Source organism: Terriglobia bacterium (assembly GCA_036496425.1).
In the GTDB taxonomy this organism is placed as follows: domain Bacteria; phylum Acidobacteriota; class Terriglobia; order 20CM-2-55-15; family 20CM-2-55-15; genus 20CM-2-55-15.
In genome coordinates this window covers 25,536-44,700 of the sequence record DASXLG010000271.1, presented here as the reverse complement: position 1 = coordinate 44,700, position 19,165 = coordinate 25,536, and the positions used below count along the sequence as shown (strand labels likewise).

Here is a 19,165-nt window from a genome sequence, read left to right as displayed (position 1 = left end):
AAAAACGAACTTTGGAGGCGCCCCATCTGCGTCATCCGCGTCATCTGCGGCTAAAAACGCTTGGTTGGCGGCATAGCCGCTACTTCGTGATCACCCCGCAGGCGATGCGATCTCCGGCGTTGCCGGCCGGATCGCTCTTCAGGTCATCCGCCTTGGCATGAATCATTAAAGCCGTGCCGCCGCCCGCGAACACGGAGTTGCTTCCATCGCCGAGCGTGACCATAGGATCCTCGGCCGTGAGTTTTGCAGTCCCGTTGGGTTTCACCGTGAAGTTCGCCATATCGCCGGCATGCGGCTTTGGCGTTTGAGGATTGTTGATCCCATGGTGCGCGTTCGTCGGATTGAAGTGGCCGCCGGCCGACGTGAAGGCAGGCGCTTCGCACTTCGCGGTCATATGGATGTGGAATGCGTGCTCCCCTGGGGGCAGATTCTTAAGATTGAGGGCGATTTTGACGCCCTTCCCGCCGTTCGCGTCGGACAGCATGGCCGTTCCGACGTCTTTTCCGTTCGCATCTTTCAGGTTTACGGTCACCGGTTTGTTCGCGGCCATCAAGACCGTGCTGACGAAGAGTGCTGCAGCAGCAAGACCAACCATTCTTTTAGTCAATTCGAACCTCCTTGAAAATCGTCAGAACATTAGAATTGTATCTCCAGGGGCCGCGAAACCGAAAAGAACCGCACCAGTATCGTGGTACGATATCCACGTCGTCTTAAGTCTTTTCGCGCCTGGCGCGCGTCTTTAATCTTGTAATGCGACGTGGAGTTCTCCTTATATTACTGGCCGCTGCCACCGCCGGGTTTTCCTTCGCAGACGGCTGTGCGACAGGAACGCCGATCGCAACCTTCAATGTAAAGATCCTGCCCTTGAAAGGCGGAAGCGCCATTCCGTTGAACTCGGTCAATGAGATAAGCCCGGGCGAAAAACTCCGCTACGAGCCGGTTAAACTGCCGGACGATCTGAAGGGCGCAGCCAGCGTATCCGTGATCCTGGTTCCCGCGAGCGATAGCGATGCCAGGCACTTCAAAATCCTCGACGCGGAGCCCATCAAAAATGCGGCGGAGTGGGTGATTCCCCAAACTCCATCCGCTATCGGATTGATTTTCGGTTCTTATGGCATCGACAACAAGAAAATCACGTCGATCGTACAGAAACATCCGGAAATTGTGACCAAGCTTACCGACTATGCTGAACAGAACACCCGCGTCGAAGCGCTGGTGCAGACATTGTCTACGTATGAAAAGTCGCCGCCGACCGGTAAGAGCTTGCAATCGGTTCTTCAGGGTTTCTCCACGCAGTACGGACTGCAGATGCCGGCATTGGATAACAAAACCGCGTCGAGTGAACAGGTGCTGGGTATGCTGAAGGCGATCGCTCCGGCCGCCGGCCCGCAGGATCCCCTGCTCGCCAGCGGATCGGCCGTCAAGGCGGGGGGCCTGGCCGAATCCGTGGCGGTGAGTTATTTCGGCGCTCCCGTTGCTCTTACCGTGGGTGGCGCGGCATTGTTGGAGACCCTGCACTCATCGCTGTTTCCTCCAACCAACTTCCGGTCGGCGTTTGCTCAGCCGGCGGCGGCCGACGCGACGAACTTATGTTCCGCGAAGAGCGACGACAAGGAAACGCGGGCCCACATCGACTATATCTGGATGTCCCGCATCCCGAATCTGGATCCTCCTACCATCTCGCTCACAGCCGAGGCGCATCTTCCGGCAGGCATGTCCTCGACCGTCGCCGTTTCCGCGGCCACAGTCGCGCAGCTCGGAAACCTGACACGCGCGCGGGACTGGCAGCTTGTTTCGGCGGCGACCGCGATCCCCATCCCCGTCAAGATCACTACCGGCGCTGCGAACGATACGATCGCTCTCGACCTGGGCAGGGCGAAGCCGATGCCCGGGGAATACCAGCTGGCGGCGAACTGGGACTGGACGCTGTTCAAAGTCAACGGAAAGGTCGAGGTTCATGCTCTGGGAAATATCGCCGGCGTTCATCTCGCACCGGATTCGTCGGATGCATTGATTGCCGGAACGGGGCCCGTCGATGTTCGGCTGACGGGAACGGACTTTGAGTTTGTCGATTCGGTTTCGCTTGTGCAGAAGGGCCGGTCGCGGAAACCCGTCGCGCTCGAATTCACGCTTCCCAAGGGGAAGGGGCTGGGGAATCAACCTGAGATGCAGGCTGAAATCGATACCGCCGGGCTGGCTCCCGGAGCGTACTCGCTCGCTATCCAACAGGTGAATGGAGCTACCGGCGAAGTGCCGATTACCGTTCATCCGGCGAATCCCGAAATGACGCAGATTCCGCTTCGCGTCAATACCGGTGAACCACAGCAACACATCATTCTTCATGGAACGCACCTGGAAAGGATTCAGAAGATAACCAGTTCGCGAGCGGAATGGATATTGGCAGACGTTCCGGAAGACGCGAAAGATCTCAATGAACGCTCCGCGACTGCAAAGCTCGGGACGTCTGCGAAGAAGGGCGAATTGATCAACGCGGAAATCTTCGTCAGCGGCCTGGAGAATCCGCTGAAAATCGACGGCATCGCCAGAGTCGCCGGCCCGCGGCCTCGGATAAGCCGGACGACGAAATCATTTGCCGGAGCATCCGGAGTGGAGCTGCGCGATGGTGAAATTCCGGCAGGTACTGCGGTGAGCTTCGCCCTCCAGGCGCAAAACCTCGATTCGCACCCGTCAGTTACCCTCGCCTGCAGCAGCGATGGCGATACACGGCACAAAATCTCGGTTATGCCGGGCGATAAAAAGGACTCGGCGGAACTGGATGTCACCGGGCATGGATCGTTGTTCCTTTCGGTCGATCCCGGCGTCGTCGGAGATTCCGGATGCCAGTTGATCGCAGAAGTGAATGAAGAAGAAACCGGCACATCCGATCCCTTTGTGCTGGGACAGGTCATCCGACTTCCCCATATCACCAGCTTCACGCCAACCGATGAAAAAGTCGGCGACACCAGTTACGCTGCCGTGGTGACCGGGCAGGGTTTGCAGTTGATCGAAAAGACCGGATGGGGCTCCGCCGGGTCCGAACCGGTTCAGGGAATTCCAACGCCCATGCCGGGCAATCCGGAGGAACAAACCCTCAAGATCGCCGTCCCATGGCCGCCGCCCTCGCCGAGGGCGCCCTTGTATGTCTGGCTTCGTGGAGAAGACCAGCCGAGGGAGACCAGCGCGCGGTATTGAGGAGAAATGCCAAACGTCAACATTTGACATTTTGGCGACTGCAGTCCCCCGAAGAGTCAGGAGCACCTTGCCCGCCTCAGTCGGCAACAGCACAATCACTTGATGGTAATTTTGGATAAGTCTTCCTTCGGCCTCGGATACTCCAGATCCATCGCTTCGAGCGTCTCTACGATCGTTCGCGCAACCATCCAGTTGCGATACCACTTGTGATTAGCCGGTATGAGGTACCAAGGGGCCCATTTCGTGCTGCACTTCGTGAGGACGTCTTCATAGGCATCCTGATAATCGTCCCACAACTTGCGTTCACGAACATCCGCAGCCGAAAATTTCCAGTTCTTTTGCGGGGAGGCGAGACGTTCTTCAAGCCTTCTTTTCTGCTCGTCTTTGCTGATGTGAAGGAAGAATTTCACAATCACGGTTCCGAGTTCTGTCTTCAGGCGCTCGAATCGATTGATCTGATCGTAGCGTTCTTTCCATATGTGAGCGGGCACCAGTTTGTGAACACGCGCCGCAAGAACGTCCTCGTACTGCGACCGGTTGAAGACTCCGATGTAGCCATGGCGCGGCATCGTCCGCTCGATGCGCCAGAGATAGTCGTGCTCCAGTTCCTCGCCGGCCGGAACTTTGAAGCTGGCAACCACGCATGCCTGCGGGTTGAGGCCGCTCATGACGTGTTTGATCGTGCCGTCTTTGCCGCCGGCATCCATTCCCTGAAGAATGACGAGGAGAGACCGCTGATGCTCCGCATAAAGACGTTGCTGCAATTCCTCCAGCTTGAGGATGTCTTTTGCGATCTCGGTCTCGGCAAGCGCTTTGTCCGGCATCAGTCTGGTATCGGCCGGATCGAATTTAGACAGGCGCGCTTTCTTTGAGGGCCGGATTCGGAAGCGGGATTCATGTGTGGTCATCGGTGTAAGAATACTCTATATGCTCTCAGTGCACCGGGACGGACGCGTAAAAACCACACGCCCGCCCCGCGCTTAGAGATCTCCGATCGCGAGCGCATCCCATCTCCGGGACGTCAAATCATTTATAGGAGTAAGTTATGCGCAGACATCGAACCTGGATGGGATCATTCATAATCGCATTGGCGGCCTCGGTCATCTTTCCCGCGTTGGCGGCCGCACAAGACTCGCCGCACATTTTCAAGTTGCTCCTGGAGGCCAAGCACCAGGCTTTTCAATTGAATAGAGATGCTTCGGAAATGGAGACGTTCAACTGGACGGCCGTCCCGATGAGCTTTCAAAGCCATACCGAGCAACTCATCAAGATGAAAGACGACGTCAATACTCTCGTGCGCCAGGTCATGAAACTCGATGAAGCCCGCGGTTCCGCCGCACCCTGGCAACAGGCGGCCATTGACCGGATAACTCCGGTGCTGAATGAATTGGCTTCAAATACAACCGGCGCGATTGAGCTTTTCAATGACAACCCGAAGAATCGAAGTAACGGTGAATACGAGGATTACATCGAAGCCAATGCCGCAGCCTCAGCGCGGCTTGCATCGATGGTTTCGGATTATGTCCACTATGGGAGGGAGCAGCGGCGGTTGGCGCGTCTTTCGGAGTGATCAGCCGCTTGTGGAACGCGGGCTGAAGCCCGCGACTACATCGGGTCAGATTCCGATCTTCGACAGCAGTTCTTTGACGGCGGCAGCCAGGTTCTCGCGAGGCACTTCGAACTGCCCGGGGCGCTCCTGTAGCCATTGATCCCGGCTGCCTGTCAGTTGCTGCGCTCGCGCGCGGCCAATCGACATGTCCTTGATCGTGACGACATTTTTCGCCTTTTCATCCGGTCCGTAGAGAAGCACCACCGGAATTTCCAGCTTGTCGGCGAACTTGATCTGCTTTCCGGCGCGATCTGTTCCGAAATACATTTCGGTCTGAATTCCGGCGCGGCGGAGTTCGTAAGTCATCGCGACGTAATCGTCATTCATCGCCGGATCAAACGTCGTCACGAGGACTTTTGCCGTCGACTTGCGAAGCTTGACTTTGTCGAGGAACCGCAGCGCGGCAAGCAGGCGATCGACTCCCATCGATGCGCCCGTGGCTGGAACGCGTTCGCCGAGGAAGCGCATGACCAGATCGTCATAGCGTCCCCCGCTGAAGACCGATCCGAACTGTGGCGCGTCCAGCAGAATCGTCTCGAAAACAGGCCCGTTGTAATAGGCCAGGCCCCTGGCAATCGTCAAATCAATAACCACCCGGTCGTCGTGGTATCCCGCGACGTCCAGATAGTGCGACATTTTTTCGAGGACCGCGATCTCCGGACCGGCTCCGGGTATGACGCCAAAGCTGTCGTGCAGTTGTTTGATGACTTCGGCTCTGCTGGCAGAGCGGATCTGGAGAAACTGTTCGATCTGCTGCACCTGGGAATCGGAAAGAGCAAGGCCCGCGATTTTGTCGCCGGATTCGTCCGTGTACCCCGTTGTCAGTTCCAGGCGAACCTTCGCAATGCCGATTTTTTCCAGTTTATCGATGACGCGAAACACATCCGCGGCGCGTTCCGGTGTGATGGAAGCATACGTCAACAGCAGGTTCAGAACACGGCGGCTGGAAAACCGAACCTGATAGTTGGAAACTTTCAGCGCTTCCAGGCTGTCGCAGATACCACCGATAATCTCCGCGTCGGCCATCTCCGACTGGACGCCGACGGCGTCGAGGTCGAATTGAAGGAACTCCCGAAATCGGCCTGGCCCTGGTTTGTCCGCCCGCCACACAGGCCCGACCGTGTATCTACGGAATGGTTTGGGCAGATCCTTGTACTGGGCGATGACGCGCGCGAGAGGAACGGTGTGATCGAACCTCAACCCGAGATCCTCTTCTTCGGGATTCCGGACCACGAAGATGGATTCCTGGATCTCTTTCCCGCCGGAACCGGAGAGCACGTCGAGATATTCGATCGCGGGCGTGGTCAGGGGTACGAATCCGTAAAGTTCGTAAACCCCTTTAACCACATCGATCATGGCCTGACGGGCCAGCGTGTCTTCCGGCAATAAATCCCGGAGCCCCCGTGACAGCCGGGGTTGGATCAGGTCCATGGATATTTCCCTCAAAAATGCGGAACCCGCGGAGGACCGCGGGGCGAAATACCGAGGAAGGGGCTCGAACCCTTGACCTATGGATCCACAATCCAGTGCTCTACCAACTGAGCTACCTCGGCATCGAACACAGACCCAAACGCTTTATTTTACGATACCGATAGGCTGAAGCAAAGGCCTAGCCGATCTGCAAGGGCTTTGCGAACCCCGATTCCTGTGCCTTTTGTGTCCTTTTTGTGCTTTTTGTGTTCCGTTCCCGATCCCGACAGATAATGTAGCTAAACAATGCGCGCAATGGTTCTTTCGCAGACGAAAACCCCGCTTGATGAGAGGCGCATGCCGGACCCCTTACCATCCAAGGGCGAAGTCGTGGTCCGCGTCGAAGCATGCGCGGTCTGCCGGACCGATCTTCACGAGGTCGACGGCGAACTGCCGAATCCGAAGCTTCCGATCATCCCGGGGCATGAAATTGTCGGCCGGGTTCTTGCCACGGGACCGCAGGCGTCGCGATTCCAACTCGGCGAGCGCGTCGGAATTCCGTGGCTGGCCCGAACCTGCGGCGTCTGTCCGTTTTGCAAAGCCGGCATGGAGAATCTCTGCGATCAACCGCAATTCACCGGCTATACACGCGACGGCGGCTACGCCGAGTTCACGACAGCCGACGAACGATTTTGCGTCCCGATACCGGAGCTCTATTCGGACACCGAAGCGGCTCCACTGCTGTGCGCGGGGCTGATCGGTTACCGGTCGTTCATCAAAACGGGCGACGCCCGCCGCCTGGGCCTCTACGGCTTTGGCGCGGCGGCCCAGCTGGTCGCGCAGGTTGCGGTATACCAGAGCCGCGAGGTTTACGCATTCACACGCGAAGGCGATAGCGATGGCCAGGAATTCGCCCGGTCGCTCGGCGCGACCTGGACCGGAAGCTCGTTAGAGCTGCCGCCGGACCATCTCGATGCCGCGATCATCTTCGCGCCGGCCGGCAGCCTCGTACCTCAGGCATTACGCGCCGTCCGCAAAGGCGGAATCGTCGTCTGCGGCGGCATTCATATGAGCGATATTCCTCAGTTTCCGTACGAGCTGTTGTGGGGAGAGCGGCAGGTTTGTTCGGTTGCGAACCTGACTCGAAAAGACGCCGATGAATTCATGGCCATCGCGCCGAAAGTCCCCGTGCGTACGCATATTGAGGTCTTCCCGCTCAGCGAAGCCAACGAAGCGCTCCAGCGTCTACGTTCAGGGCAGCTGCGCGGCGCAGCTGTCCTTGTTCCGTAGGATGCGCGGTCACAGACCGCGTTTACAGGCAGGCAGAAGCGCGGCCTGATACATATATAATGCGTGCTCATGACCCGCGCCTGTGCACTCATCACGCTCTGTCTGGCGTTTGCCGCCTGTTCACATGTTGCAGATGCGCCCCCTTCGCCACCCTCGCCGTACAAGTTGAGCGGACCGATCGTGTCATCGAAAACAACGATGGTGACGGCATGGTATTTTCCCAGGAACCCCCTCACGGATCCTTCGCTCGATAAATCGACACTTTCGAATGAGATCCGTTGGGGATTCCGCATCTTTACGAATACACCACAAGAGGCGCCGCAGTTCGCCCCCGGCAAGATGTCATGCAATAACTGTCATCTCAATGGAGGTCAGAGAGAGCGGTCCCTTCCTCTGGTGGGAGTGGCCGGCATGTTTCCGGAGTACAACAAACGGTCCGGCCGCTTGTACAGTCTCGGCGATCGCATCGTTGACTGCTTTGTCCGAAGCGAGAATGCGACCGGCGCGAGCCAGGAAAAGCTGCCCGCGACCACGTCGAAGGAAGTCCTGGCGGTCCAGGCCTATTTAACCTGGCTGGCACGCGGTTTCGAAATCGGAAAGAACCCGGCATGGCGTGGTCAAAACACAATTGCCTCATCGCACCTGATCCCCGTCGCAAAGCTGGATATACATAGGGGCGAAGCGCTCTTTATGGAACACTGCACGAATTGTCACGGTGAAAACGGCCAGGGCGTCGCCATCGGCGACAAGAAAGCCGGGCCCCTGTGGGGGCCGGACTCCTGGAACGACGGGGCCGGCGCGGCGCGCGTTTATACGCTGGCGGGCATCATTCGATATTCGATGCCCTATCTCGATCCAGGGAAGCTGTCGGATGAAGAAGCACAGCAAGTCGCTGCGTTCATCAATTCCAAACCGCGGCCTTCCTATCCATTCAAACAGCAGGACTATCGAACGGAGAAACTGCCCGTCGATAGCGTGTACTACGAAAGGCCCTGAAGCCTGTCAGGCCGTGCGCGCCAGGATGCGCGCGACCTGCACACGCCGGCCTTGCAGCTCCTGCCCGTTGAGAGAGCGTTCCGCCTCTTCGGTCTTTCCGTCATTCATCATTGGTTATCTGACCAACTCGACCGTGCACGGTGCGTGAGCGGCAACCGAGGTTGAAACACTGCCAAGAAAAAGGCGCTCCACCAGTCCGAGGCCGCGCGCACCGAGGAAAACGGTGTCCGCGTTCCAAAGCTGCGCTTCATGGACTAGCGTGTCTTTGGGATGCCCGTCAATCACCACGGATGAAGCGGCAAGCCCGGCCCGGGCGCATTTCCCTTCGGCTTCAGCCGCGAGATAGCTGAGCCATCGATGCTCCTCGGTATTGATATTGTGGACGGTATCGGCGATGCCCGCCATCTCGTCCGCACGTGTAGTCACCAGCGCTTCAATCACGCTGACTACTTTCACTTCGGCTGTGGCGGGCCAGCGCCGGCGGCAGACCGCATCGACAACACGGTCCGCTTCGGGCGAACCATCATGACCGATGAGGAGGTGCAGCGTGTTTTCACGCGGGCGCTCGCGTTTCCTCACGATTCGAACGGAGCAGCTGGCTTCCCTCGCCACGACTGCGGATACGCTCCCAAGAAGAACCCGGCCCAGGCCGGACCGCCCATGTGTACCAATCACAATCAGATCGGCATACCATTCCCTTGCGCGTCTGATGATCATGTCGGACGGGTTTCCGGTAGCAGTCTCAATCTGCACATTCCAGGAGCGAAACTGCTGCCGCAGCCGGGTGCAGGCGTCTTCCGACATGGATTCCGCCGCTCCATCAATCGGCCGTTCGACGGCGTGAAAGATCCGTGCCTCCGTGTTCTCGGGTAAGCCGGCATAAGGCAGGTCGGCAATTGCAGCTTCTGCAAACTGGGAACCGTCATAACCGATCAAAACTCTCATAAGACACTCCCAATTGTGTGCTGCACGTCGACCGCCACAGGGTGGTATGCACGCCCTGCTCCTCTTTGCGATAGGTAGCGATTGATGCAGCGGGGAGGTCTTAGCGGTCGAGCAATTCGATCGTCAGAAGAATGGTGCGGCCGACGATCCCGAGGCTGGCGGCCGATACTTTGTCCATGGTGTCGGTGTTGCCATGGTGAAATTCGCCCATTCCGTCGAACTTGGGACCCATCCGGCCGAATTCCGCGTCAACGACATCCACAGCAGGAATACCGACATTCAGAAACTCGACGTGGTCGTCGGTAATGGTCGAATCGTATTGAAAAAAGTACCGTCCATAGCCGAGCGACTTGGCGGCCGCGGCGATGACGTCCTGCAATTCGGGCGAGGACTGGGTCTCGCGGGCCACGCCCAGATCTTTATCGCCGATCATGTCGAGGAGGAAAAAGCCTTTGATCCGCGGCACCATACCGTTTGCCTTGAGTTTCATCGCCAGATGCCGGCTGCCGTAAAGCCCGTCGTTATCGACGAAAGTCCCTTCCTCCAGGTCGGTGAAGACCAGCCAGATCTGCATCTTCGTCTTGTGATGCGCAAGCGCGTCCGCGAAGGCAAGCAGAATCGCCGTACTCGAACCGCCGTCATTGGCGCCGATGAAACCCTGTTTGTGCAGGGTATCGTAATGGCCGGCGAGAATGAAAATCGGCTGCCGGGAATCAGCACTGACGTTGAACTTGCCGATGATGTTATGAACCGGCTGGCGGCCGAGCGGCGTCGAGGCGGTGAAATCATCGCCTTCGATCTGCGCGCCGTCTTTCTGGAGGACCTGATGGATGAGGCTTTCCGTCTTGGCGTGGGCGGGCAGGCCGGGCCACCGCTCGCCGAAGCCGGCCACTTGCGCCGTGTAGGCATACGCCTGTTTGGCATCAAACGCGTCGTGCAGCGCCGTCGAAGGAGACTGCGCCTGGACAACGGACAGGGTCGCGACGATCAGAATCAAAGGCGCCATCAGGTTGCGCATGACGAGATTCTACTACGCCAGCAACAAAGGGGAGGAACCACAAGAAGCAGAAAAGAAAATATTGGAAGTTGCAACATTAGAGGTTTCTGCATTTCAAATGTTAAATGCAGAAACCTCTAATGTTGCAACTTCCAATATATCTTTGTGGTCCTCCCCCTTATGGTTCCACAACTGTCTCCAGATCGACGGCCAGCGATAGTTGCCCGCACTGCGTGCAAACATTGACCCTGACGAAGCGTTCTTCCTGATTGTCCGAAAAGATGATGGTGAGTTCCTTCTCCGCCACGAGCGTCCCTGGGCGGAACCGTCCGCCGCAAAAAGGACAGCCCTGATCCGGAATCGCCGGGCGGACAATGCGAGTCGGATCGGTCGACACAGGCTCGACCGCCGATTCGTCTTCCTCCGGTTTCGGAATTTCAACACTTCGCCATTTGAGTTCGTTCCTGGCAATCTCCAGAGCGTCCTGGCGGTATTCGCCCTCCGTAGAAAGCGCGATCTCGATCAATTGCTCGTCGGAGAGCTTGACCAGGCTGTCCTTCAGTTCCTGATAATCGTTGGCCATGAGGTTACGGCACGACCGGAAGGTCGATATAACTGCTCTGGCCGGCGGCGTGATAGATCCGCTGAGTTGCCTTGATGTAGTCAGAAGGCTTCGTGAAGAAGATATTCGGCACGAATGTCTGCGGATTCCGGTCATAGAGCGGGAACCACGCCGATTGCACCTGAACCATGATGCGGTGGCCCGGCTTGAACTCATGATTTACAGTCGGCAAGGCAAACGTGAACGGCAGCGCTTTGTTCGGCGTGATGGCTTGAGCAAGCTCGAAGCTTTCGCGATAGCGGCCGCGAAAGATATCCATCGCGATGCTCAGTTCATAGCCGCCCAGTTCGGGCTGGCTGGGCACTTCGTCCGGATAGACGTCGATCAGTTTTACGATCCAATCGCTATCGGTTCCTGTTGTGGATGCGACGAGATGCACGATCGGAGCGCCACCGAGGCGGACGGTTTCGGTCAGCGGAGGAGTCACGTAACTCAGGACGTCCGGACGATCCACAAATGCGCGCTGGTCGGCGACAAGCCAGCGTCTCCAGGCGTCGGTATCGGCAAACCGGACAGGACGCGGCTGGTAAGGAACGGGTTTCGCGGGATCGGAAACGTACTCATCGTACGCCGTGCCCGGCTGGGAGGCGGCCGGCGCGGTGAACGACAACCCGAAGTTTGTCGTGAAGTACAGCGCTTTCGCTTTCCATCCGCAGCCCGATGCACAGGACCTGGGCCACGAACTGAATCGATCCCAATGGTTTTCAGCTGTGTTATAGATCAGAACCGGCGGCGTGTTGGCTTTTGGCGTCCCGTCCTTCAGATACTGGTCGAAAAACGGCTTCAGGATGTCGCGGCGGACTTCCAGCGTGGTGTCGCCATTCCACCGGAACGGGCCGAGCGAAAAGCCGTCTCTATTGATCTGGCTGTGATACCACGGCCCCATGATCAGGAAGTTTTTGTCGTTGTTCGTGTCTTTCGGCTCAACCGCGAGATAGCTGTGGATAGCGCCCCACATGTCTTCCTGGTCCCAAAGCCCCTGCAGCCAGATCGTCGGGACAGTCAACGGCTGCGCGGCCATGATCTTATCGAGCGCCTGATCCTGCCAGAACTCATCGTAGGCCGGATGCTCCCCCACCTTGTGCCACCAGGGGAGTTGGTCGAAACCGGCGGCTTTCGCCCAGTTTCCAACCGAGCCTGCGCGCAGGAAGTTTGCGTAATCGTCATAGCCCTCGCGCACGACGGAGGCGCCTTCGCCTTTGACGCTGGTTTGCTCGCTGAAATAATCGAGGTTGATCTGGCGGAACGCGCCGTAATGGAACCAGTCGTCGCCCATCCAGCCGTCGACCATGGGACTCTCGGGTACGGCCGCTTTGAGAGCGGGATGCGGATTTACCAGGGCCATGACAACGGTAAACCCTTCATAAGAACTGCCCACCATGCCGACGCGGCCGTTCGATTCGGGAACATTCTTCACCAGCCAGTCGATGGTGTCGTACGCGTCGGTGGAATGATCGACGCTGCTTTTGTTCAACGGGCCGCGCAGCGGACGTGTCATCACATACTCGCCTTCGGAGCCGTACTTGCCACGGACGTCCTGGTATACACGAATGTAACCATCGGCAACGAATAACTCATCGAAGAGGGGGAGAGCGGCGACAACATGCGGCGAATCGTTGCGCGACGAGCGAGCCGAGGCATTGTACGGCGTGCGTGTGAGAAGGATCGGCGACCGTTGGGCGCTTTTCGGCACGATAATGACGGTGTGGAGTTTTACGCCGTCTCGCATCGGAATCATGACATCGCGTTTGACGTAGTCGTAGGCGCCGGAAGGCACGTCGAACTTTTGCGGAATATCCGGGGTCAGTGGCGGCGTCTTTTGCTGCGCCAGCAGTGAGCCCACAAGCAAGGCAAGCGATCCAAACCCAACGAGGAAGATTTTACGGGATATCATGGCAATGAGGAGATTGTAACTGTTTTTGACGACGCGCACATCCCCGCGTTCAAACACCAAAACAGTTCTTTGTTGATGGAAATTACTAACCGCCCCGTCTGCGCCGCTCAGGAACGGGACCATTTTATTGATGGCTCAGCCACCCCGCCTTGGAAAGGCGGGGAATGGCCTGCCCATAAAGCCGGCTACAACCTGCCCCTCGAACCGTTGAACCCGAGCAGCATCCGCATGATGCGGTGATTGACGGGCGCCTCTTCCGCGGGCGGCACGAAAAGCGTTGAAGATGTCGTCACCCGGGCGTGGGGCAGGTCGCAGAGCGGACGGCGGTCAATCATGGGATCGCAAACCGGAAACGGCGACGCCTCATACACCGTGACTTCATGGCGCCGGGGATAGCTTTTGAGCAACGTCTTCGTCAGCAGCTTGAGGCCGGCTTCATTCGCCGGCGGCCCCTTCGGGTCGAAATCCATGGTACCCACGAGCGCGATCTGCCAGAGAAGGAGCGGCACAGTCGTGTCTGGAGCGCGCCTCCGGACGATGAAGCGGCTGGCCTCGAAGCTCTGGCAGCCTTTGGCGGGATCGAAACCGAGATCCGCGATTAAACAGTCTTCGGCGGAAATTCCAGGCAGCATGCTCGCTTCGAAGCCCTCGAGCCGGGCGCGCTTGATGGATTCGTGAGACGCATGGACGAACACGCCGGGATGCCCGTACAGTGCGAAGCAAACCCGATCCCCAGCGCGGACCGCGCTGAGGATGCGTTCGACCATTTCGCCGTATGTAACGAAACGAGGTTTTCCCGGCGCGTAGCAAATTGCGAGGGATTCGGCGGACGGATTGAGCTGTGTCAGCCACACCTCCGTCACCGCATCCACCACGTAAAAAAGCTTGTCTGCTTTCCGGCAGTGATCGACCGCTTCGGGCGTCATCTGAGCGGCGACCTGATAGCCGGTGCCTACAACCGTCAAACTTCCCTTTTTCACTCCGCCGGCTACTTCTTTTTCTTCTTCTTTTCCGCTTTGTCTTTCTTCTTGGACGGCTTCTTTTTCTTGGCCTTCTTGATTTCGTCGCGCACGATCTCGCGGATGAAATCTTCGTGGGCATCCAATCCGGCATGCCCGAGGCTGAGGCCAAATGCCTGCCTTACTGCCTGTGAATCCCTGCTCAGAAGCGCCTCAATCTCTTTCGGATTGAATTCATTGTTTGCAAGAAATGGAGACGGATTCCGGCGGAACTGTTCCCGCTTCTCGATATTTTGTGAAAGTTCGACCAACAGGTGCGCAAGATTTAAAGGTACCGGGTTCTCTTGTGTCGACATCGCAACCTCCTGCACGATTGAGTATGTGTGTAACGGTACTGCAGTGAGGCCCGGATACTACGCTATGCGCCGCAGCCGGTCAATCACTTCGACGTGCCGCGGGTCAGAAGCCAGATATCCGCTTCCCGCTGTTCTTCGCTGAAAACGACGATTTTGTTATCGTCCGGCAACTGTCCCAGGCTGGCAATCAGGTTCGGTTTGACATCAAGAACCTCGGATATTTTGAGGGACTGACGGTCGACGCTGTAAATTTTGCTCCTGTCTGTGAAGAGGAGCCGGCGGTTGTCCTTCAACCAGACAGGAAAGCTTCCGAGGCCGGCCAAAGTCTGAAACATTCCGGTTTGCAGGGAGTAGAGAGCGAGTCCCACCGATTGTCCCGTCGCGCGGGAGTTTCGATGACCCGCAAGCCAATTGCCGTCGGGCGACCAGTTCCAGACATCGAAGATCTCGGATGCATTCGGAGGCGATGGAATCGAACGCATCGATTCTCCTGAAAGCAGGCTGAGGATGAATGTTGTTCCGTCCTCATGACGGGCCGCAAGGTGATTGCCATCGGGAGCCCAGACGGCGCGAAGGACGCCGCTCGATCCGTCGTCGGAAAGCTGGCGCAAGCCGCTGCCGTCCGCGTTGATCGACCAGATTTGAAAGTGGCCGGTGCGATTGCTGTAGAAAGCGATCTGCTTCCCGCCGGGCGCCCAGCGTGGAATACGATCCTGAAACTCATCGTCGGTCAGTTGCCTCTCACCCGTGCCATCGATGCCCGCCACGTAAATGTCCATCTTCTTGCCGAGAGACTGAAACGCAATATGCTTTCCGTCCCGCGCCACATCGGGAGCGCTTACAGTACGTGCTCCAGTGGTGACCGCTTTTGGAGGTCCGGCTGTTCGGCCGGAGACGGGATCAAAGGCGACCTGGAAAATGTTCTCTGTAACGGTTTCCTCGACGTAGGCGATATTTTTCCCGTCAGTACTGATTGTCGGGTGCAGCCGCTGCGCTGTGCCTCCTTTTGTGACAGCCTGCGGAGCCCCAATGCTGCGGCCGGTCTTCTCTTCGACGGGCATTCGCCAGAGGTCCGTCGCTCCGCCGCGATCACTGGAGAAATACACAGCCTGTCCGTCGGCGGCCCACACCGGGCTCCAGTCCAATGACTTATCGTTCGTCAAGGCTACGGGATTGGTTCCATCGGCTCGAATGGTCCAGATGTCCCGTTGGCCTGCGTTTCTCGCCCAGTACACGATCCGATCGCCGTGAGGGGACCACTGCGGCTGGACGGCATCGCCGGGGAATAGCTTTTTCTTTTCTTCCGTCGCGACGGCAACTGTCCACAAACTGCTGTTCGTATACCTGTATTGCGGACTATCTTCCACAGTCTCTTCCGCAAAAACCAGCTGCTTGCCGTCCGGCGACCACGCCGGATTGAAACCAAAATCGGACACTCTCCGAACGGACTCGCCGGTGGCTCCCATGATGAAAATGCCGCCTCCATCACGTTCCGAACGGAAGGCGATCCACTCTCCGGCCGGTGAGAACGCCGGCTGCGTATCGTCAGCCGCAGAGTCCAGCGTGAGATTGATCGGATTGTGCCCGCCAACCCTTTGAATGTAGATATCCCAGTTTCCAGACGACCTGCCGGCATATGCCACTATTTTGCCGTCCGGAGAAAAGCTTGGAAACAGTTCGGGACCGGGCTGGCTGGTGAAGTGAGTGAATACCGATTCATCCGATGCGGGCTTCGGCGGATTGCTGTGAAAACCCAGCCAGACGACCACGCCGGACAGGAGAACGGCCGCACTCGCCAACATCCATGACCGCCGCAGGCGCGGCGCAGGGCCGGCCTGAACCGGCGGTTGTCCAATGCGAAGCCGCTCCAGGTCGCTTTTGAGCTGGCCGACCGACGAATAACGGCGCTCGCGATCCTTCTCGAGCAGACGATGGACAATCCGTTCGAGGTTCGGAGTGACAGCGGGATTGATTTCAGAAGGAGGCCTCGGATTTCCGCTCAATATCGCCTGAAACGTAAGCGCGATCGAACTGGAGGCAAATGCCGGCCGCCCCGTCAGCATTTCGTACAGCACCGCTCCAAAGGAGAAGAGGTCGGCGCGCCCATCCACCTCTTCGCAGCGGGCCTGTTCGGGCGCCATATATGCGATGGTACCGATGGCGGTGCCCGAGACCGTCAGCTCGTGAGCATCAATGGTGCGGCCGATCTCACCCGGCACATCGACAGGCTCGGTCTGCAGCGCGAGTCCGAAATCAAGAACCTTGATCCGGTTGTTGGCGCAAACAAACACATTCGAAGGTTTGATATCCCGATGAACGATACCGCCGGCATGTGACGCTTCAAGAGCATCCGTAATTTCGATCGCAATGGATATGGCTGCGTCGATGGCAAGAGGCTGGCCGTGAATAAAGTCCCGGAGAGAAACGCCGTTCAGCAACTCCATAACGATGAACGTCTGACCGGCGGCGTCATCGATATCATAGATCGTACAGATGTTCGGATGATTCAACGCGGAAGCGGCCCGCGCTTCGCGGCGGAATCGGGCGATCAGCCGCTTGTCGGTGGCCCGGTCCTCGGGTAGAAACTTGAGAGCCACAAAACGGCCGAGTTTCGTGTCGCGCGCCTTATAGACGACTCCCATACCGCCGCGGCCGATGGTATCGATGAGTTCGTAGTGCGCGAAAGTTTTCACAAGCGGCTACCATAAGCTACGCAAGGAAATGTATTCAACCCATTTCGCTTGCGGAAAAGATGCTATATCCTTCTCCCCGAAATTTGTTGTAGATGCGGTCATGCAATGTGTGGAGGAATTTGAATGTTACGAATGTCCGGCGGCTGTCTGGCCACCCTTGTGGTGTGCACCCTGGTTGCAACCCCCCTGCTGGCGCAGCAGCGCCCGATTTCAGCGAAATTCGACCCCGGTAAGACAGTCACTCTCAATGGGCAAGTGACGCGTGTGGATTGGGTTGACCCACACGTTCATGTGCTGATGAATGTCTCGAGCGGAGCGCAATCGGCAAACTGGGCTGTCGAACTGGAAAGCCCGCTGGATCTGGAGCGCAGTGGTTGGAACCGAAACACGCTCAAACCGGGAGACGCGATCAGCGTACAAGGGATGCGAGCCCGGGACGGCAGCCTCCAGGCATGGGGAAACACGATCACTTCCGGCGGTAAGAAGGTCCTCGCCATGTCCGCGGAAGCGCTTGCGGCGTTAAAGCCGGCGGTCAATCGCCAAACGGCCAGACCGGCTCCCCGCTGGCCCGACGGCAAACCGCGGCTGGGAGCCGCGCCCGGCGAAACCGGATATTGGGCAAGACCCAGTTCGACAGCCCTGGTGGAGACTGGCGTCAACGTCGAAATGGATTCCAGCGGCCTGCTCAAAAACATCAAGGACGCGGCCAAGGTCGCGCCGTTCCAGCGCTGGGCGCTGGACCTTTATGAATACCGCCAGCGGAATGATCTCAAAGACGATCCCGAATATCTGTATTGCAAGCCGCCTGGCGCAGTCCGGCAGTTTCAAATGCCACATGGAAATCAGTTTCTGGAAGACAAGACCTTCGGCCGGATCTATGTGATGGCCTCCGGCGGCAATCATGACTGGCATTTCATCTATACCGACGGACGGCCCCAGACGGGCGAACTGTCGGGCAACGATACGAATCCTCTCTATTATGGAAACGCGCGGGGCCGCTGGGAAGGCGACACGCTCGTCGTCGACTCCAAAGGATTCAATGAAAAATTCTGGTTCAGCAACGGCGGCCTGCCGCATACCGAACAGCTTCATCTGATCGAGCGCTTCACCCGCACGGATATGAACACTCTTAAATACGAAGTCACCATCGACGATCCCGGCGCCTACACGCGGACGTGGTCGACCGGCTGGACGTTGCAGTGGGTTCCCGAAGATCTGCCGGTATCTTATTGTCAGGACAACCGGCCGTAGGCCCAGGAGATAAATAAATGAGACATATACGACTAGCAGGACTCATTCTGATCTTTTCACTGGCCATGACGTCACCTTCGTTCGGACAAGGTCAGGGAGGTGGTCGAGGGGGTGGCGGCCGCGGTCAGGGAGGTCAGGGACGCGGACAACAACAGGCACCCCCGCGGCCGGCTCCGCGCTGGCCGGACGGGCAGATCAATCTGGGCCAGGTTGAAGGACAACCGCGCGGGCTGTGGGATATCGGACCGACGCAAATCCCGCTGGCAAGACCCGACGTTGCCTCGGACTTTGGACTTTTTGCCGCCGATACCCGGGAACCCACCGATCCGTTCCTGGCATCGAAACCAAAACTCAGCCAGATACCCTTCCAGCCCTGGGCCCGTGCGCTTTTTGCTTACCGCGTACAGATACGAAACGAACCTTACGTGCGGTGCAAGCCTTCGGCCGGGGCTCGCGAAGTCGCAACGGCATACGGCACGCAGCTGGTCGACGATCGGGAACACAAACGGTTCTACATTTTTGAAACGGGCGGAGCGCACAGCTTTAGAACCGTTTATATGGATGGCCGCCCACATCCGGCCAATCTGGAGCCCTCAGACCGTGGCCACTCCATCGGGCATTGGGAAGGCGACACCCTGGTGGTCGACACTGTCGGGTTCGGCGAACGGGTCTGGATCGACAATCTGGGAGTCCCCACGACAGATAAGCTCCACACCATCGAGAAATTCACGCGCACCGATTTCAATCAGATCAAATATGAAATGACGATCGACGACCCGGGCGCATATACGGCTCCGTGGAGCAGCGGTTTCTACATGCGGTGGGCCACCGGAGTGGAAAGCTTCGAATTCGTCTGCCAGGACAACAACCAGGCTCCGGGACTGATCGTGGGGGATGGAACGTTTATCATCACGCCGCCGCCCTACGTGCCTTGATCTGAAAAACGTAAGT

16 protein-coding genes and 1 tRNA gene are annotated in these 19,165 nt (G+C 58.0%); 6 read left to right on the top strand and 11 right to left on the bottom strand.

Annotated features, from left to right (window positions below; translation table 11 throughout):
• Window positions 1–79: 79 nt before the first annotated feature.
• A complete protein-coding gene (locus tag VGK48_19775) occupies window positions 80–607 on the bottom strand; it encodes a superoxide dismutase family protein (protein ID HEY2383420.1) in 528 nt (175 codons plus the stop codon).
• Window positions 608–750: 143 nt separating this feature from the next.
• Between VGK48_19775 and VGK48_19770 the strand changes: the two genes are divergently transcribed.
• Window positions 751–3,192 carry a hypothetical protein gene (locus VGK48_19770; protein ID HEY2383419.1) on the top strand — a complete coding sequence of 814 codons (2,442 nt, stop codon included), beginning with the start codon at window positions 751–753 and terminating at the stop codon, window positions 3,190–3,192.
• Between the two features lie 95 nt (window positions 3,193–3,287).
• On the opposite strand, the gene VGK48_19765 is transcribed toward VGK48_19770, so the two are convergent.
• Window positions 3,288–4,100, bottom strand: a complete 813-nt coding sequence (locus VGK48_19765) for a polyphosphate kinase 2 family protein (protein HEY2383418.1) — start codon at window positions 4,098–4,100, stop codon at window positions 3,288–3,290.
• A 137-nt stretch (window positions 4,101–4,237) separates the two neighbouring features.
• Between VGK48_19765 and VGK48_19760 the strand changes: the two genes are divergently transcribed.
• On the top strand, window positions 4,238–4,762 hold the full coding sequence (locus tag VGK48_19760; GenBank protein HEY2383417.1) for a hypothetical protein: 525 nt from the start codon (window positions 4,238–4,240) through the stop codon (window positions 4,760–4,762).
• 45 nt (window positions 4,763–4,807) lie between these two features.
• On the opposite strand, the gene hisS is transcribed toward VGK48_19760, so the two are convergent.
• Window positions 4,808–6,232, bottom strand: a complete 1,425-nt coding sequence (gene hisS, locus VGK48_19755) for a histidine--tRNA ligase (protein HEY2383416.1) — start codon at window positions 6,230–6,232, stop codon at window positions 4,808–4,810.
• A 49-nt stretch (window positions 6,233–6,281) separates the two neighbouring features.
• A tRNA-His gene (locus VGK48_19750) sits at window positions 6,282–6,354 on the bottom strand.
• Window positions 6,355–6,517: 163 nt separating this feature from the next.
• Here VGK48_19750 and VGK48_19745 point away from each other — a divergent pair.
• Both VGK48_19745 and VGK48_19740 read left to right on the top strand, forming a co-directional pair.
• The gene (locus tag VGK48_19745) at window positions 6,518–7,501 is read left to right on the top strand and encodes a zinc-dependent alcohol dehydrogenase family protein (protein ID HEY2383415.1); all 984 of its coding nucleotides are present in this window, start codon (window positions 6,518–6,520) and stop codon (window positions 7,499–7,501) included.
• A 69-nt stretch (window positions 7,502–7,570) separates the two neighbouring features.
• Window positions 7,571–8,497 (top strand): c-type cytochrome, encoded by a 927-nt coding sequence (locus tag VGK48_19740; GenBank protein ID HEY2383414.1) that lies wholly within the window; start codon window positions 7,571–7,573, stop codon window positions 8,495–8,497.
• A gap of 114 nt (window positions 8,498–8,611) precedes the next feature.
• Here the strand turns inward: VGK48_19740 and VGK48_19735 are convergent, their stop codons facing one another.
• The 7 genes from VGK48_19735 to VGK48_19705 form a co-directional block, all read right to left on the bottom strand.
• The gene (locus VGK48_19735) at window positions 8,612–9,442 is read right to left on the bottom strand and encodes a universal stress protein (protein HEY2383413.1); all 831 of its coding nucleotides are present in this window, start codon (window positions 9,440–9,442) and stop codon (window positions 8,612–8,614) included.
• Between the two features lie 100 nt (window positions 9,443–9,542).
• On the bottom strand, window positions 9,543–10,460 hold the full coding sequence (locus VGK48_19730) for a M28 family peptidase (protein ID HEY2383412.1): 918 nt from the start codon (window positions 10,458–10,460) through the stop codon (window positions 9,543–9,545).
• 157 nt (window positions 10,461–10,617) lie between these two features.
• A complete protein-coding gene (locus VGK48_19725; protein HEY2383411.1) occupies window positions 10,618–11,022 on the bottom strand; it encodes a hypothetical protein in 405 nt (134 codons plus the stop codon).
• Between the two features lie 4 nt (window positions 11,023–11,026).
• Window positions 11,027–12,955 carry a CocE/NonD family hydrolase gene (locus tag VGK48_19720; GenBank protein HEY2383410.1) on the bottom strand — a complete coding sequence of 643 codons (1,929 nt, stop codon included), beginning with the start codon at window positions 12,953–12,955 and terminating at the stop codon, window positions 11,027–11,029.
• A gap of 185 nt (window positions 12,956–13,140) precedes the next feature.
• The gene (locus VGK48_19715) at window positions 13,141–13,935 is read right to left on the bottom strand and encodes an SAM-dependent methyltransferase (protein HEY2383409.1); all 795 of its coding nucleotides are present in this window, start codon (window positions 13,933–13,935) and stop codon (window positions 13,141–13,143) included.
• A gap of 8 nt (window positions 13,936–13,943) precedes the next feature.
• Window positions 13,944–14,270 (bottom strand): hypothetical protein, encoded by a 327-nt coding sequence (locus tag VGK48_19710; protein HEY2383408.1) that lies wholly within the window; start codon window positions 14,268–14,270, stop codon window positions 13,944–13,946.
• An 83-nt stretch (window positions 14,271–14,353) separates the two neighbouring features.
• Complete coding sequence (locus tag VGK48_19705; protein HEY2383407.1) at window positions 14,354–16,963, bottom strand: protein kinase; 2,610 nt, start codon at window positions 16,961–16,963, stop codon at window positions 14,354–14,356.
• A gap of 123 nt (window positions 16,964–17,086) precedes the next feature.
• On the opposite strand from VGK48_19705, the gene VGK48_19700 reads away from it, so the two are divergent.
• Both VGK48_19700 and VGK48_19695 read left to right on the top strand, forming a co-directional pair.
• A complete protein-coding gene (locus VGK48_19700; protein ID HEY2383406.1) occupies window positions 17,087–18,214 on the top strand; it encodes a DUF6152 family protein in 1,128 nt (375 codons plus the stop codon).
• A gap of 17 nt (window positions 18,215–18,231) precedes the next feature.
• A complete protein-coding gene (locus VGK48_19695) occupies window positions 18,232–19,149 on the top strand; it encodes a hypothetical protein (GenBank protein ID HEY2383405.1) in 918 nt (305 codons plus the stop codon).
• Window positions 19,150–19,165: the final 16 nt, after the last annotated feature.

What these genes read in the sequence shown, in the direction of transcription:
- VGK48_19770 (HEY2383419.1), top strand. Translation starts at nt 751, where the DNA reads ATGCGACGTGGAGTTCTCCTTATATTACTGGCCGCTGCCACCGCCGGG.
- VGK48_19765 (HEY2383418.1), bottom strand. Translation starts at nt 4,100, where the DNA reads ATGACCACACATGAATCCCGCTTCCGAATCCGGCCCTCAAAGAAAGCG.
- VGK48_19760 (HEY2383417.1), top strand. Translation starts at nt 4,238, where the DNA reads ATGCGCAGACATCGAACCTGGATGGGATCATTCATAATCGCATTGGCG.
- hisS (HEY2383416.1), bottom strand. Translation starts at nt 6,232, where the DNA reads ATGGACCTGATCCAACCCCGGCTGTCACGGGGGCTCCGGGATTTATTG.
- VGK48_19745 (HEY2383415.1), top strand. Translation starts at nt 6,518, where the DNA reads ATGCGCGCAATGGTTCTTTCGCAGACGAAAACCCCGCTTGATGAGAGG.
- VGK48_19740 (HEY2383414.1), top strand. Translation starts at nt 7,571, where the DNA reads ATGACCCGCGCCTGTGCACTCATCACGCTCTGTCTGGCGTTTGCCGCC.
- VGK48_19735 (HEY2383413.1), bottom strand. Translation starts at nt 9,442, where the DNA reads ATGAGAGTTTTGATCGGTTATGACGGTTCCCAGTTTGCAGAAGCTGCA.
- VGK48_19730 (HEY2383412.1), bottom strand. Translation starts at nt 10,460, where the DNA reads ATGCGCAACCTGATGGCGCCTTTGATTCTGATCGTCGCGACCCTGTCC.
- VGK48_19725 (HEY2383411.1), bottom strand. Translation starts at nt 11,022, where the DNA reads ATGGCCAACGATTATCAGGAACTGAAGGACAGCCTGGTCAAGCTCTCC.
- VGK48_19720 (HEY2383410.1), bottom strand. Translation starts at nt 12,955, where the DNA reads ATGATATCCCGTAAAATCTTCCTCGTTGGGTTTGGATCGCTTGCCTTG.
- VGK48_19710 (HEY2383408.1), bottom strand. Translation starts at nt 14,270, where the DNA reads ATGTCGACACAAGAGAACCCGGTACCTTTAAATCTTGCGCACCTGTTG.
- VGK48_19700 (HEY2383406.1), top strand. Translation starts at nt 17,087, where the DNA reads ATGTTACGAATGTCCGGCGGCTGTCTGGCCACCCTTGTGGTGTGCACC.
- VGK48_19695 (HEY2383405.1), top strand. Translation starts at nt 18,232, where the DNA reads ATGAGACATATACGACTAGCAGGACTCATTCTGATCTTTTCACTGGCC.